We start from the raw sequence: 15,698 nt of genomic DNA on the forward strand, positions 1-15,698 counted from the left end.
ACAGCGACCAAAGCAATCCGTTTGCTCTTATCTCCCGATTGGGAGGGTTACACAGGTAAAACTTGGGTAACCAGGGCAATTAACAAAAACAAAAAGCCCGCAACCAATAATAAAAATAGAGCACGCAACTAATTCTGGGGGAGCTTCGGCTCCCCTTGTGGTTCCTGACATTCAGAAAATTTTACAGCCCGTCTGGCCCGGTACTCTCGCAACGACCAGGGCCACTAGAGGCAATCGACAGGCTACGCGTCCTACACCATCCCCTGACTAAATGCTAGAATCCCCGCCCATCATGCGGTCATTCTTCGTTTTGGCCGAACATTCCTTCAAACAGTGCATCCCATGCTGAAGAAGCTGTTCCAGTCATTCCGTTCTCCCAAGCGTCGTACGCAACAACTGCGCAGCACCCCTGAAGTGCTCAACAGCAGCCAACATTCGCTGCAACGTGCCCAGTTCAGCCGCTACGCGGTCAACATTGTCGAACGCCTGCAAAACGCCGGTTACCAGGCTTATCTGGTCGGCGGCTGCGTACGCGACATGCTGCTCAACATCACGCCCAAAGACTTTGACGTGGCCACCAGCGCTACGCCAGAACAAGTGCGTGCCGAATTTCGCAATGCGCGAATCATCGGTCGTCGCTTCAAGTTGGTGCACATCCACTTTGGGCGCGAAATCATCGAGGTGGCGACCTTCCGTGCCAATCACCCGCAAAACGACGAAGAGGAAGACAGCAACCAGTCCTCGCGTAACGAAAGCGGGCGTATTTTGCGCGACAACGTCTACGGCACCCTCGAAGAAGACGCCCAACGTCGCGACTTCACGATCAATGCCCTGTATTACGACCCGGTCAGCGAGCGCATTCTCGATTACGCCAATGGTGTACACGACATCCGCAATCGCCTGCTGCGCCTGATTGGCGATCCGCAACAGCGTTACCAGGAAGACCCGGTGCGCATGCTGCGGGCGGTACGTTTTGCCGCCAAGCTGAACTTCGGGATTGAAAAACACACCGCCGCGCCGATCCGCGAGCTGGCCCCCATGCTGCGCGAAATCCCGTCGGCTCGCCTGTTCGAAGAAGTGCTCAAGCTCTTCCTCTCCGGTAACGCCTGCGACACCTTCGAGATGCTGGTCGACCTTGAATTGTTCGACCCCTTGTTCCCGGCCAGTGCCGAAGCTCTGGAGCACAACCCGACCTACACCCACACCTTGATCAGCGAAGCGTTGCGCAACACAGATCTGCGAATCAAGCAGGGTAAACCGGTGACCCCCGCGTTCCTGTTTGCAGCCCTGTTGTGGCCTGCTCTGCCCGCCCGTATTTTGCGCCTGCAAGACCAAGGCATGCCGCCTATTCCTGCCATGCAAGAAGCCGCGCACGAACTGATCGCCGAACAGTGCCAGCGCATTGCAATTCCCAAGCGCTTCACAATGCCGATTCGCGAAATTTGGGACATGCAAGAGCGTCTGCCGCGTCGCAGCGGCAAACGTGCCGACATGCTGCTCGACAATCCGCGCTTCCGTGCCGGTTACGACTTTTTGCTGTTGCGTGAAAGCGCTGGCGAGCAGACCAACGGCCTGGGCGAATGGTGGACCGACTATCAGGATGCTAACGACAGTGGCCGTCGCGACATGATTCGCGACCTGAGCAACGCCAAGGACGATGGCACTGGCCCTGCACCGCGTAAACGCCGCCGCACAGGCGCTAACAAGCGCAAACGCAGCGCTGGCGCCGACGAGTAAGTGATGGAACGCATCTACATTGGAATGGGCAGCAATCTGGCTGACCCGGCCGAGCAATTGCGCAACGCGGTAGAAGCGATTGCGCAACTGCCCAACTCGGTGTTTGTCGGGGTCTCAGCGTTCTATCAAAGCGACTCCCTGCTGCCAGGCCAACCGCGTTACACCAACGCAGTGGCAACCATCGAGACTCACATGGCCCCCCTTGAGCTGCTCGATGCTTTGCAAGCCATCGAAAACGACCAAGGCCGTGAGCGACTTGAGCGTTGGGGGCCGCGCACGCTGGACCTCGACATCCTGCTGTTCGGCAATCAACTGATCGACGAGCCTCGCCTCAAGGTCCCGCATTACCACATGCACGCCCGTCCTTTCGTGCTGTACCCCTTGGCCGAGCTGGCGCCCGCTTCGCTCAAACTGGCCGATGGCCGCAGCCTTGAACAACTCCTCAAAGACTGCCCCTTTGTCGGTCTTGAGCGCCTGCCCGGCTTAGCTGAATCGAATCAATTAGCGCGGTAACACATCGGCGGTAACACCTCTAATTGACTTCCCGTGTCCTCGTCACGACTATAGGCATCCCGCTGCCACCTACCCGGTGGCGCAATGTGAAAAGCAGGCCGTTTAGCACCTCTATAAAGGTGCGCCTGCTTATAACGATGAATCACGCGCGTTGCTCGCAGTGGTTATCGCACTGCCTGACGAGGATCCTTTTCATGCCAGCTATTACCCTGACCACCCTGCAAAGCCTTAAGCAAAAAGGTGAAAAAATCACCATGCTGACGTGCTATGACGCCACCTTCGCACATGCCTGCAACCAGGTCGGTGTAGAAGTGTTACTGGTGGGCGACTCCCTGGGCATGGTCTTGCAAGGGCATGACAGCACCCTGCCTGTTTCCAACGATGACATGGCGTATCACGTGGCGTGCGTTAAACGCGGCAATCAGGACGCCCTGATACTCGCCGATCTGCCTTTTATGGCGAACGCCACCCTTGAGCAAACGCTGAACAACAGCGCGCAACTCATGAGGGCGGGCGCGCACATGGTCAAGGTCGAAGGTGCCGTCTGGTTGGCCGAATCCATCCGCCTGCTGACTGAGCGCGGCATTCCTGTGTGCGCACATATGGGCCTGACGCCACAGACGGTAAACGTATTGGGCGGTTACAAGGTACAAGGCCGTAACGAAAACCAGGCACGCCAGATGCGTGCAGATGCGATTGCACTGGAACAAGCCGGTGCCGCCATGTTGCTGCTCGAATGCGTGCCAAGCGAACTGGCGAAAGAAATCACCCACGCGGTGAAAATCCCGGTGATCGGCATCGGCGCCGGCAGTGATACCGACGGTCAAGTGTTGGTGCTGCATGACATGCTTGGCTTGTCCTTGACTGGCCGCGTGCCTAAATTCGTGAAAAATTTCATGGCCGGCCAACCTGACATTCAATCGGCCCTCAGCGCCTACGTCGCTGAAGTCAAAGCCGTCAGCTTTCCTGGCACCGAACACGGATTCTCTGCATGAACACAGTAAAAACCGTTCGCGAGTTGCGCGCAGCCATCGCTCGCGCACGTAGCGAAGGCAAACAAATCGGCCTGGTACCGACTATGGGCAACTTGCACAGCGGCCATGCCGCGCTAGTCAGCAAGGCGGCGCAGCAGGTCGATTTCGTAGTCGCGAGCATTTTCGTCAACCCCCTGCAATTTGGGGCCAACGAAGACCTCGACACCTACCCCCGCACCCTCGCCGCCGATCAGGAAACACTCCTGCAAGCAGGCTGTAACCTGCTGTTTGCTCCAACGGTGGATGAAATGTACCCCCACGGGATGACGGGGCTAACCCGCGTCACTGCGGCTCAATTGAGCAATGAGCTCTGCGGCAGCCGCCGCCCTGGGCATTTCGATGGCGTCACCACGGTCGTCAACAAACTGTTCAACATGGTTCAGCCCGACCTGGCGATCTTTGGTCAGAAGGACTACCAGCAATTGGCCGTTATTCGCGCCATGGTGCTCGACCTGAACATGCCCGTCCAAATCATCGGCGAACCGACTGTACGCGCCGAAGACGGTTTGGCCTTGTCCTCGCGCAATGGCTACCTGAATGAAGAGCAGCGTGCCTTGGCGCCCGCCCTGTATCTCCACCTGCGCGAAATGGCAGACGCCATCAAAGCCGGTGAACGCAACTACGCCACGCTGGTGACCCAACAGGTGGCCCACCTTGAAGCCATCGGGTTGCGAGTGGATTATCTGGAAGTTCGCCACGCAACGACGTTGCTGCCCGCGCAAACCAGTGACCGGGATCTGGTCATTCTGGTCGCGGCCTACTTGGGCACTACGCGCCTGATCGACAACATCCACCTGAACCTGGACAACACGCTTTAATTGATAGATTGCGCGTCACCCGCACCCGATAAAGAAACACTGAAACGATTCACCTGGCGTCACACGGTCGTGACAAAAGTTACAGCTCGGCGTCAGACAAAGCCAAGACAGATGCAGGCACTAGGGTTAATGTGATCGCCCTGCTTGTGTCCGATGTGCATTTGCAGGTCAACCGATGCCTCCCGAGGTTAATCAGGAGGTTTCGGGGTTTTCAGTGTCCAACAGGCAGTTCAAGCAAAAAAGGATATCCGCAGCGATGGCGTACTACCGCACTCCTCACGACGTTACCGCTCTGCCCGCTTGGCAAGCGTTGAAGCAACACCGCGCCAGCATGCAAAACTTCAGCATGCGCGATGCGTTTAACAGCAACCCAAAACGTTTTGAAGATTTCACCCTGAGCAGCTGCGGGCTGTTTTTGGACTATTCAAAAAACCTGATCACTGACCAAACCCGTTCGTTGCTCGTCGATCTGGCCAACGAAGTCGATCTTCAGGGCGCGATCAAATCGTTGTTCTCGGGGGAGATCGTCAATGCCTCCGAAGGCCGTCCGGCCTTGCACACCGCGCTGCGCCGCCCAGTTGCCGACAAGCTGTCGGTCAACGGTGCGGACATCATGCCCGAGGTGCACAAAGTCCTGAACAAGATGACCGAGCTGGTCGGTCGCATTCACGAAGGCTTGTGGCGCGGTTACACCGACAAACCGATTACCGACATCGTGAACATTGGCATCGGCGGCTCGTTCCTTGGCCCTGAGCTGGTGTCCGAAGCGCTGTTGTCCTACGCGCAAAAAGGCGTTCGCTGTCATTACCTGGCGAACATCGACGGCAGTGAATTCCACGAGCTGTCGCACAAGCTGCGCGCCGAAACCACGCTGTTCATCGTGTCGTCGAAATCGTTCAACACCCTCGAAACCCTCAAAAATGCCCAAGCGTCCCGCGCGTGGTACTTGGCGCAAGGCGGTTCGGAAGCTGAACTGCATCGCCACTTCATCGCCGTGTCGAGCAACAACGAGGCCGCGGTCGCGTTTGGTATTCGCGAAGAAAACATTTTCCCGATGTGGGACTGGGTGGGTGGGCGGTATTCGCTGTGGTCGGCCATCGGCTTGCCAATTGCCCTGGCGATCGGCATGTCCAACTTCAAAGAACTGTTGTCCGGCGCCTACAGCATGGACCAACACTTCCAGAACGCCCCGTTCGAACAGAACATGCCCGTGTTGATGGCAGCGCTTGGCGTTTGGTACGGCAACTTCTGGGGTGCGCAAAGCCACGCGATCCTGCCGTACGACCATTACCTGCGCAACATCACTAAACACTTGCAGCAGTTGGACATGGAATCCAACGGCAAAAGCGTGCGTCAGGACGGCACTCCCGTGTCCACCGACACCGGCCCGGTGATTTGGGGGGGCGTGGGCTGCAATGGTCAGCATGCGTATCACCAGCTGCTGCACCAAGGCACCCAATTGATTCCGGCCGATTTTATCGTGCCGATTGTCAGCTTCAACCCGGTCGCCGACCACCATCAGTGGCTTTATGCCAACTGCCTGTCGCAAAGCCAGGCCCTGATGCTGGGCAAAACCCGCGCCGAAGCCGAAGCCGAATTGCGCGAACAGGGCATGCCCGAAGACGCCGTGCAAAAGCTCGCGCCGCATAAAGTGATTCCGGGCAACCGCCCGAGCAACACCTTGGTGGTTGAACGCATCAGCCCGCGTCGCCTTGGCGCGCTGGTGGCGCTGTATGAGCACAAAGTGTTCGTGCAAAGCGTGATCTGGGGCATCAACGCCTTCGACCAGTGGGGCGTAGAGTTGGGCAAAGAACTGGGCAAAGGCGTTTACTATCGCCTCACCGGCAGCCTCGAAGAGCCTGCCGATGATGCGTCAACGCAAGGCCTGATCAACTACTTCCGCGGTCGCCATCGCGGTTGATTGAACGCCAGCCAGTCTTCACGACTGGCTGGCGGCACCGAGACGCCATGGAATTTATCCGCCGCCCTATCGAACGCCAAATCATGAGTCTGACCGGCCTTTCGCTCGGCCAGCTCGACCTCGAAAACCCCAAGGGCGACCCCGGTCTGTTCGGCCCCGACTCCATCAGTTGGCAAGTACACGGTGATTTCACCAGCATGCTGATCGGTGGCATCAGCGCCCTAATGCTGCAAGCCTTGCATCCTCTGGCACTGGCCGGGGTGTGGGATCACTCCAATTTCAGACTCGACATGCTGGGGCGATTGCGTCGCACTGGCCAGTTCATCTCTGGCACCACCTTTGGCTCCTCAGGCGATGCCGACTGGCTGATCGACAAAGTACGCAGCATTCACCTGCAAGTGACCGGCACCGGACTTGACGGCCGTCCCTATGCTGCCAGTGACCCGCAATTACTGACGTGGGTGCATGTGGCGGAAGTCAGTAACTTCCTTGCCGCTCATTTGCGCTATCGCAATCCGGATTTGTCCCCAGCCGATCAAGACCGTTACTACGACGAAATTGCCGTGGTCGCTGAACGCCTGGGGGCCACAGACGTGCCCCGCTCACGCCAGCACATCGCCGACTACCTGCAAGCCATACGCCCGCAGTTGCTGTGTGATGAGCGCAGCCATGAAGTGATTCGCCTGTTGCTCAACGCCCCGGCGCCCAGTTTGCTGGCCAAACCATTTGCCGCGCTGATGATGCAAGCCGGCATCGACTTGCTACCCGACTGGGCCAGTGATCAGCTGGGGCTTCATCAACGTCCGCCGACACGCACGCTGATCCGCGCCACAGTCAACAGCACCGCGCCGGTTCTGCGCTGGGCAGTGCGCAATGGCTCAGTGCAAAGGGCGCAGCGACGCATGGGCCGGTACGGTGGGTAACCGCCGTGCCATCACACAAGGACGCTCATCTCTGTGCGCCAGCCGTGACGAGACGATGCCGCTGTTTGTATGCCACCATGCCGCTTGATTCCTACCGCTGCGTCTGACGCGGCCTCTCCAATAATAATCAGGACTCCCGCTATGCAAGACGTTGTCATCGTTGCCGCTACCCGCACTGCCGTCGGCAGCTTTCAAGGCTCACTGGCCCATGTACCTGCTGTCGACTTGGGCGCCGCGGTCATTCGCCAACTGCTCGAAAAAACCGGTCTGGAGGGTGCACAGGTCGATGAAGTCATCATGGGGCAAGTCCTCACCGCGGGTGCAGGTCAAAACCCGGCACGCCAGGCAGCAATCAAGGCCGGACTGCCATTTGCCGTGCCAGCAATGACGCTCAACAAAGTCTGCGGCTCCGGGCTCAAAGCGCTGCATTTGGCTGCCCAGGCCATCCGTTGTGGCGACGCTGACGTGATCATCGCCGGCGGCCAGGAAAACATGAGCCTGTCCAACTACATCGTGCCCGGCGCCCGAACCGGCCTGCGCATGGGCCATAGCCAAATCGTCGACACCATGATCAGCGATGGCCTGTGGGATGCATTCAATGATTACCACATGGGCATCACCGCAGAGAACCTTGTGGATAAGTACGGCATCAGTCGCGAAGACCAGGATGCCTTTGCCGCCGCCTCGCAGCGCAAAGCCATCGAAGCCATTGAAACCGGGCGCTTTGTGGACGAAATCACGCCGATTTTGATCCCGCAACGCAAAGGTGATCCGATCGCGTTTGCCACAGACGAACAACCGCGCGCGGGCACGACGGCCGAATCGCTGGCCAAGCTTAGACCTGCGTTCAAAAAAGACGGATCTGTCACAGCAGGTAATGCCTCCTCACTCAATGATGGTGCAGCCGCCGTCATGCTAATGAGTGCGACCAAAGCCCGTGAGCTGGGTTTACCGGTACTGGCTAAAATCGCGGCCTACGCCAACGCCGGTGTAGACCCGGCCATCATGGGCATTGGTCCCGTGAGCGCGACTCAACGCTGCCTGACTAAAGCAGGCTGGACGCTGGCTCAACTGGACCTGATCGAAGCCAACGAAGCCTTCGCGGCGCAAGCCTTGTCGGTCGGCAAAGCGCTGGATTGGGACGCGAGCAAGGTCAACGTCAACGGAGGGGCAATTGCCATTGGTCATCCGATTGGCGCGTCGGGTTGTAGGATTCTGGTCACCCTGCTCCACGAAATGCTCAAGCGTGACGCTAAAAAAGGCCTCGCCACTTTGTGCATTGGCGGTGGCCAGGGTGTAGCTCTGGCGCTCGAACGCGAATAATGGCCACCTAAGGGTGTAAAGCCTCGCACACCTATAGCCATAGCGCTGACGGGTGATGCGAGGCTGCGTCCGGCGGCAAAACGGTCGTAAATTCCATGTGCGCGATGTACCAGCAATACCGTTTTCTAAGGCAGGGCGACGGCTTCGCCCTCGGCAACTGCTACACACACCAACAGCCCGTCCTTTTACGCCTCGATAGCGTCTATTCGAACAGCGTAGCCAGCCCGATGAGGCTGTGCGCAACCATAAACCTTCACGCGGTTCTGTTAAACTCGCGCGCCCTATCTGTCCCCCAAGGCGCAACGCATGTCTTCCTTGAATCAGGCGCTGCGCGCCGCCCTCGATAACCGTCACGACTTGCTGGCCGAGCTGCACGCTCAAGGCACTGACTGTTATCGCCTGTTCCACGGCAGCCAGGAAGGCGCTGGCGGTCTGACTATCGACCGCTACGGCCCGCAACTGCTGGTGCAAAGCTTTCACCAGCGCCTTGAGCGCGGTGATTTGCTGCAATTGCATGAAGCAATCAATCGGCACTTGGGCCTGGAACTGCTGCTGGTCTACAACGACCGCTCACAGGGCAATTCACGTATTGATCGCGAAGACACCGTCTACCGCGCCGAAGACGCCGCATTGGCAGACATGATCGGCCACGAGTGGGGCCTGAAGTACCGTGTGCGCGGCCGTCACGCGGGGCAAGACCCACTGCTGTTTCTCGACCTGCGCAACGCGCGCGGCTGGGTCAAGCAGCACAGCGCCGGCAAGCGCGTGCTTAACTTGTTCGCCTACACCTGTGGCGTTGGCTTAAGCGCTGCGGCAGGCGGCGCAAGCGAGGTCTGCAATCTGGACTTTGCTGAAGGCAACTTGGCGGTCGGACTCGAAAACGGGCTGCTAAATCCCGAATTGCCCCCGATGAAGTTTGTGCAATCCGACTATTTCGCTGCCATTCGCCAACTGGCGGGGTTGCCGATTATCCAGCGTCGCCACAAGCTGCCCGCTTACCCGCGCATGGATCAGCGTGAATACGACCTGGTGCTGCTGGACCCTCCCGCGTGGGCCAAGAGTGCTTTCGGCACGGTAGACCTGTTGCGCGACTATCAAAGCCTGCTCAAACCCGCGGTATTGGCCACCGCGCCGGATGGCGTGCTGATCTGTTGCAATAATCTGGCGAAAGTCAGCATGGACGACTGGCGCGAGCAAGTCCTGCGCTGTGCTGAAAAAGCCGGGCGCCCTGTTCGGGACTGGCAAGTGCTGAATCCGGCCAGCGACTTTCCGTCAATGGACCAGCAGCCGCCACTAAAGACGCTGATCCTACAGTTCTAAGCGCCTAATCTCACACGCAAAAAGTCCTACTAAAAATAAGGCGATCGTCTCGGAACCAGAATCGCGTGCCATACTCCAAGGCACTCCCGACTGTTATAGACGACGCCTCACATGCCCAAAGGATTGATTCGCGCCATTGGCGCCGTGCTGACTGCCCTCGCACTTTATAGCTTGCTGGGTTTTTTGATTTTGCCCGGCATAGGCTTACGCATCATCAACCAGCAGTTGGCCAACTACGCCACCGTGCCCGCCAGGCTCGACCGATTGGAGTTCAACCCGTTCAGTCTGGAGCTGACACTGTGGGGGTTCAAGGTCGGTGAGCCGGGCAAGGAGCAAGTAGGCTTCGAGCGCCTGTACACCAACGTGCAAGCCGACAGCCTGTGGACAAAAGCCTTGCACCTGGCAGACGTGCAACTGGACAAACCCAAGACGCAGCTGTTGTTCAGCAAGGACGGCACACTGAACCTGACCCAATTGTTCACGTTACCTGCCAGCGAACCTGCGCCCCAGACACCTGACAGCAACCCCTTCCCCTTGCGTATCGACCGCATCGGTCTGGCGGGCGGCTACCTGCATTTTGCTGACTTGCGCCCAAGCGAGCCGATCGAGTTTTTGTATGACTCAATGGATCTGGAACTGAAAAACCTCAGCACGCTGCCCGATGACAATGCTGACATGACCTTAGTGGCGGCCGGGCCAGAAGGCGGCCGCATTGACTGGACCGGCACCTTGAGCCTGGTGCCCATTGCATCCGAAGGCACGCTCAAAGTGACTGACGGCAAGATGAAAGTCTGGTGGCCCTATGTGCGAGACGCCCTACCGCTGGTACTGGAAGACGGGGTGCTGAACTTCAGGACCGACTACACGCTGAATCTGTCCAAAGAAACTGAAATGGTGCTGAGCAACGCCTCGGCCAGTATCGCCCCGTTCAAAATCAATGCACCGGACGGTCGGCCGCTGGCACGGCTTGAGCGCCTGGACGTCAGTGATACCCGCGTAGACCTGGCCAAGCAGCAAGTGGTGGTCGGTAAAATCAACAGCAAAAATCTTGAGACTTGGGCCACACGTGAAGCTGACGGCCAACTTGACTGGCAAAAATTGTTTGCCAGCCAACCGACCAAAACCTCATCCAAAGCCGATGAGCCAGTCACCGTTGAAGCCCCAAAACCGGCACCTGTCGCCCCCAGCAAACCGTGGCAAGTGTTGCTCAAGGATGTGCAGCTACGCGATTACCGCGTGCATCTGGCAGATAAAGAACCAAAAACTCCGGTCGCGCTAGACGTTGGCCCGTTGAACCTGGACCTGAAAAACTTCGACAGCCTCAATCAGTCACCTTTCAACCTGAAACTCGACACCGGGATTGGCAAGCAAGGCAAGCTCACTGCCAGCGGCGAGGTCAATCTAAGCCCGATCAGTGCCAAGCTCAACGTCACCACCCAAGACATCGACCTGCGCGTCGCGCAGGCTTACATCGACCCCTTTATTCGCCTGGAACTGCGCAGCGGCATGTTGGGCAGCGATCTGGCAGTCAATCTGAAAAGCGTCGAGCCACTCGCTTTCAGCGTGGAGGGCAAGGCACGGGTCGACCAACTGCACACACTCGACACCCTCAAAAACCGCGATTTTCTCAAGTGGCAACGTCTGGTACTGGAGAACTTGAATTACCAGCACGGTGACAGCCTGTCGATTGCCAAGGTCAACCTGGCGCAACCGTACGTGCGCTTCATGATCAACGATGATCGCACCACCAACATTGATGACCTGCTGATCCCACAACCCGCCAACACGGGCGCCAAAAACGCGACAAAACCCGCCGCCAGCAAAGAAAAACCATTGGGCATTCATGTGGGAGGCATCGCGATCAATGACGGTTCGGCCAACTTCGCAGACTTCAGCCTGACGCCCAACTTCGCCACTGCCATTCAACAACTCAACGGGCAGATCGGTACCATCGACAGCCGACAAGCCAAACCGGCGAGCGTCAACATCGCAGGTAAAGTCGACCGGTATGCACCCGTGACGATCAAAGGCAGCGTCAACCCTTTCGACCCGATGGCCAGTCTGGATATTGCCACCAGTTTCAAGCGCGTCGAGCTGACGACCCTGACGCCTTACTCGGGTAAGTTTGCGGGCTACCGCATCCGCAAGGGCCGCCTGAATCTGGACCTGCACTACTTGATCACCAAGGGGCAGCTCAAGGCCGAGAACAAATTGGTGGTCGAGCAATTGCAACTGGGCGAAAAAGTCGACAGCCCGGATGCCGTGGATCTGCCGATCAAACTCGCGATTGCTTTGCTCAAGGACACCGACGGCAAAATCTCCATCGAACTGCCCGTCACGGGCGATTTGAACAACCCGCAATTCAGCGTGATGCCAATTGTTTGGCAAACCTTGCGCAACCTTGTGCTGCGTGCCGCTCAGGCCCCCTTCAAGTTCATTGGCGGACTGATCAGCGGCGGTGGCGCTGAAGACCTGGGTACCGTTTCCTTCGCACCAGGTTCGAGCGAGCTGAGCCCAGATGCGCAAAAAGCGCTGACCACACTGGCCGCTGCGCTCAAAGAACGCCCGGCGCTGCGCCTTGAGATCGAAGGCACGGCCGCACAAAGCAGCGACGGCCCGCTCATTGCGCAAGAACGCCTGGAACGCGAATACCAATACAACTACTACAAAATCCTGCAACGCCGAGGCGACAAAGTGCCAGCACAGGCTTCATTGCTGAAAGTGCCGGATGATGAAAAAGGCCCATTGCTTGAAGGTATCTACCGCACACGCCTGAAACAGCAGCCGCCAGCTGAGTGGGCTAAATTGAGCCGTGACGAACGTGCGAAAAAGATGAGTGACGCACTGATCGAATTCTGGAGCAAAAGCGAAGTGCTGTTGCGCCAACTAGGTCAAGACCGCGCCAGTAGCATCAAGGACTTCTTGGTGGACAAAGGCCAATTGGCAGATGAGCGCGTGTACTTTGTGGACGCAACTTTGGGCGAAGCTGAAAGTGATGGTCGGGTGATTTCACCGTTGCACCTGGACAGCGAGTAATTAAGCGGCGGGTGAGAACATATCCTTCGCCCAAATAGAACAGCCCCCGACGCAAGCGCCGAGGGCTGTAATGGCCACATCCGTGTGGCCGTCGCATGAACCTATTTCGAAAGCTTCAGGTGCGGCGCTTCAAGCACCTGATCCGGCTTTCCCCCCGGTTCTACGAGAAAGGGTTATTACTCAGCTTTCAGGCCATCAGCAGCAACGGCTTTCACGCCTTTAACTTTCTTGGCAATGTTCACTGCGGTGGTTTTCTGTGCATCAGTCACTGCAACAGTGGAGGACAGAGAAACAACACCTTTGTTGGTTTCTACTTTGATATCAGTACCTGGAATGCCTTTTTCGGTCAGCAGGTCAGATTTGACTTTGGTCGTGATCCAAGTATCAGAAGTAGCTTCTTTAGCTTTAGTCATTTCGCCAGCAGCGACGACCATTGGGGCTTGGGTAGTCGACTGAGCAGCAAATGCAGCATTGGCCATGGTCAGGGTCAGCGCGGTGGCAGTTGCAGCAGCGATAGCGAACTTCTTCATACGAGTAACTCCTGTCTTCTTTAGAATCTGCGCCGTCATCTGGCAGCAGGGTTATCTGTAATATTGCAGGGCTTGTGCCAACTTCATTAAAAAAATAAACCCTTATAAAACAGATACTTAGAGTCACTCAGTTTTTTCTTCCTCGTGCAGATTGCATGACTTGCCCTGCCAGCTGCATGCAAGTTGCGGTATTTTCGTCATGGCCTTTGGCCCGTCATGTGGCGGATCTTTTTTTCACACATAAAAAAAGGATCCCGAAGGATCCTTTTTTAAACACAGGTTTTAGAGGCGATTAAGCTTCCGAAGCCTTTGCTGCTGCGACGTCCTTGATGGACAGTTTGATGCGGCCGCGGTTGTCCACGTCCAGCACCAACACTTCCACTTCCTGACCTTCTTTCAGAATGTCAGTCACTTTCTCAACGCGAGCATCGCTCAGCATGGAGATGTGAACCAGGCCGTCTTTACCTGGCAGGATGTTAACGAATGCGCCGAAGTCGACGATACGCTCAACCTTACCGATGTAGATTTTGCCGATTTCAGCTTCAGCGGTGATACCCAGAACGCGCTGACGCGCCGCTTCTGCTGCTTCTTTGGTTTCGCCGAAGATCTTGATCGAACCGTCGTCTTCGATGTCGATCGAAGCTTTGGTTTCTTCACAGATTGCACGGATAGTCGCGCCACCTTTACCGATAACATCACGGATTTTGTCGGTGTCGATTTTCATCGCGATCATAGTCGGTGCATTAGCCGACAACTCGTTACGCGAAACAGCAATGATCTGGTTCATTTGACCCAAGATATTCAGGCGAGCGTCCAGGGCCTGGCCCAGTGCGATCTCCATGATTTCTTCGGTGATGCCTTTGATCTTGATGTCCATCTGCAGCGCAGTAACACCTTTCGCGGTACCCGCTACTTTGAAGTCCATGTCGCCCAGGTGGTCTTCGTCACCCAGGATATCGGTCAGAACGGCGAACTTCTCGCCCTCTTTAACCAGACCCATCGCGATACCGGCAACCGGAGCCTTCATCGGCACGCCAGCGTCCATCAATGCCAGGGAAGCACCGCACACCGATGCCATCGAGCTGGAACCGTTGGACTCAGTGATTTCCGATACAACACGGATGGTGTACGGGAACACGTCGGCAGCAGGCAGCATGGCCTGAACCGAACGACGCGCCAGACGGCCGTGACCGATTTCGCGACGACCTGCGCCACCCATACGACCACACTCACCTACCGAGAACGGAGGGAAGTTGTAGTGCAGCATGAACGGGTCTTTTTTCTCGCCTTCCAGGGTGTCCAGCAGCTGTGCATCACGGGCAGTACCCAGAGTTGCAACAACCAGAGCCTGAGTTTCGCCACGGGTGAACAGAGCCGAACCGTGGGTTTTAGGCAGAACGCCCACTTCGATGTTCAAAGGGCGAACAGTTTTGGTGTCACGACCATCGATACGCGGCTTGCCGTTAACGATGTTTTCGCGAACGGTGCGGTATTCGATTTCGCCGAACGCTGCTTTCACTTCGCTGGCAGAAGGCTGGCCTTCTTCACCGGACAACTTGGCAACCACCTGGTCTTTCAGCTCGCCCAGACGCGCGTAACGATCAGCCTTGACGGTGATGGTGTAAGCCTGGGAGATCGCTTCGCCGAATTCGGCACGGATAGCGCCCAACAGTGCGGTAGCTTCTGGGGCAGCAGCCCAGTCCCACGTTGGTTTTGCAGCTTCGGCAGCCAGCTCTTTAACAGCCTGGATAACAACCTGGAATTCGTCGTGGGCGAACAGTACGGCGCCCAACATTTGGTCTTCGGTCAGCTCTTTAGCTTCCGATTCAACCATCAATACGGCTTCGGACGTACCGGCAACAACCATGTCCAGGCTAGAAGCAGCCAGTTGCTCGTAAGTCGGGTTCAGCAAGTAGCCAGTGCTTTCGTGATAAGCAACGCGAGCTGCGCCGATCGGACCATCGAAAGGGATACCGGAGATAGCCAGCGCAGCCGAAGTACCGATCATCGCAGCGACGTCCGGATCGGTTTTCTTGCTGGTGGACAGAACGGTGCAGACAACCTGCACTTCGTTCATGAAGCCTTCAGGGAACAGCGGACGGATCGGACGGTCGATCAGTCGCGAAGTCAGGGTTTCTTTCTCGGAAGGACGACCTTCACGCTTGAAGAAACCGCCCGGGATTTTACCCGCGGCGTAGGTTTTTTCCTGGTAGTGAACCGACAGAGGGAAAAAGCCCTTGCCTGGATCAGCTTGCTTGGAGCCGACGACAGTCACCAATACGCTGACGTCATCGTCAACAGTGACCAATACAGCGCCGGAAGCTTGACGGGCGATACGGCCTGTCTCGAGGGTTACGGTCGACTGACCGAACTGGAATTTTTTGATAACCGGGTTCACGGTGTCCTACCTTCTCTTTGTGGCTCTTGGGGAACGGGTTTCTTGCGAAATGCTTGGGCAATGTCGGGCATTGGCCCGACTCAAGATGCTTACGAAAACGGCCAGCAGGGCAGCTTTCGTAAAGATCCGGCTAGTCCAGATAAAA

General features: G+C 57.1%; 11 protein-coding genes. 9 read left to right on the forward strand and 2 right to left on the reverse strand.

Going from position 1 to position 15,698, the window contains the following annotated elements; genetic code table 11:
* The first annotated feature begins 342 nt into the window (after positions 1-342).
* The 9 genes from GYN01_RS19695 to GYN01_RS19735 all read left to right on the forward strand — a co-directional run bounded on the left by GYN01_RS19695 (position 343) and on the right by GYN01_RS19735 (position 12,625).
* Positions 343-1,737: a polynucleotide adenylyltransferase PcnB gene (locus tag GYN01_RS19695; RefSeq protein ID WP_048366021.1), complete on the forward strand. Its 1,395-nt coding sequence runs from the start codon at positions 343-345 to the stop codon at positions 1,735-1,737.
* A 3-nt stretch (positions 1,738-1,740) separates the two neighbouring features.
* A complete protein-coding gene (folK, locus tag GYN01_RS19700) occupies positions 1,741-2,250 on the forward strand; it encodes a 2-amino-4-hydroxy-6-hydroxymethyldihydropteridine diphosphokinase (RefSeq protein WP_048366020.1) in 510 nt (169 codons plus the stop codon).
* A 194-nt stretch (positions 2,251-2,444) separates the two neighbouring features.
* On the forward strand, positions 2,445-3,245 hold the full coding sequence (gene panB / locus GYN01_RS19705) for a 3-methyl-2-oxobutanoate hydroxymethyltransferase (RefSeq protein WP_048366019.1): 801 nt from the start codon (positions 2,445-2,447) through the stop codon (positions 3,243-3,245).
* Positions 3,242-4,102, forward strand: coding sequence for a pantoate--beta-alanine ligase (panC, locus tag GYN01_RS19710; RefSeq protein WP_203307642.1), 861 nt, complete (start codon positions 3,242-3,244; stop codon positions 4,100-4,102). The genes panB and panC overlap by 4 nt, the downstream gene beginning before the upstream one ends.
* A gap of 256 nt (positions 4,103-4,358) precedes the next feature.
* Positions 4,359-6,023, forward strand: a complete 1,665-nt coding sequence (gene pgi, locus GYN01_RS19715; protein ID WP_048366017.1) for a glucose-6-phosphate isomerase — start codon at positions 4,359-4,361, stop codon at positions 6,021-6,023.
* 47 nt (positions 6,024-6,070) lie between these two features.
* The gene (locus GYN01_RS19720; RefSeq protein ID WP_048402583.1) at positions 6,071-6,946 is read left to right on the forward strand and encodes an oxygenase MpaB family protein; all 876 of its coding nucleotides are present in this window, start codon (positions 6,071-6,073) and stop codon (positions 6,944-6,946) included.
* Positions 6,947-7,087: 141 nt separating this feature from the next.
* Positions 7,088-8,269, forward strand: coding sequence for an acetyl-CoA C-acetyltransferase (locus GYN01_RS19725; protein WP_203307643.1), 1,182 nt, complete (start codon positions 7,088-7,090; stop codon positions 8,267-8,269).
* Between the two features lie 306 nt (positions 8,270-8,575).
* Positions 8,576-9,589: a class I SAM-dependent rRNA methyltransferase gene (locus GYN01_RS19730; protein ID WP_203307644.1), complete on the forward strand. Its 1,014-nt coding sequence runs from the start codon at positions 8,576-8,578 to the stop codon at positions 9,587-9,589.
* Positions 9,590-9,700: 111 nt separating this feature from the next.
* The gene (locus GYN01_RS19735; RefSeq protein WP_203307645.1) at positions 9,701-12,625 is read left to right on the forward strand and encodes a DUF748 domain-containing protein; all 2,925 of its coding nucleotides are present in this window, start codon (positions 9,701-9,703) and stop codon (positions 12,623-12,625) included.
* 176 nt (positions 12,626-12,801) lie between these two features.
* Here the strand turns inward: GYN01_RS19735 and GYN01_RS19740 are convergent, their stop codons facing one another.
* Together GYN01_RS19740 and pnp are read right to left on the reverse strand one after the other, a co-directional pair.
* On the reverse strand, positions 12,802-13,155 hold the full coding sequence (locus GYN01_RS19740) for a BON domain-containing protein (protein WP_048366012.1): 354 nt from the start codon (positions 13,153-13,155) through the stop codon (positions 12,802-12,804).
* Positions 13,156-13,447: 292 nt separating this feature from the next.
* A complete protein-coding gene (pnp, locus tag GYN01_RS19745; RefSeq protein ID WP_048402589.1) occupies positions 13,448-15,553 on the reverse strand; it encodes a polyribonucleotide nucleotidyltransferase in 2,106 nt (701 codons plus the stop codon).
* Positions 15,554-15,698 lie beyond the last annotated feature (145 nt).

Origin of the sequence: Pseudomonas weihenstephanensis (genome assembly GCF_016812185.1) — a bacterium.
GTDB lineage: Bacteria > Pseudomonadota > Gammaproteobacteria > Pseudomonadales > Pseudomonadaceae > Aquipseudomonas > Aquipseudomonas weihenstephanensis.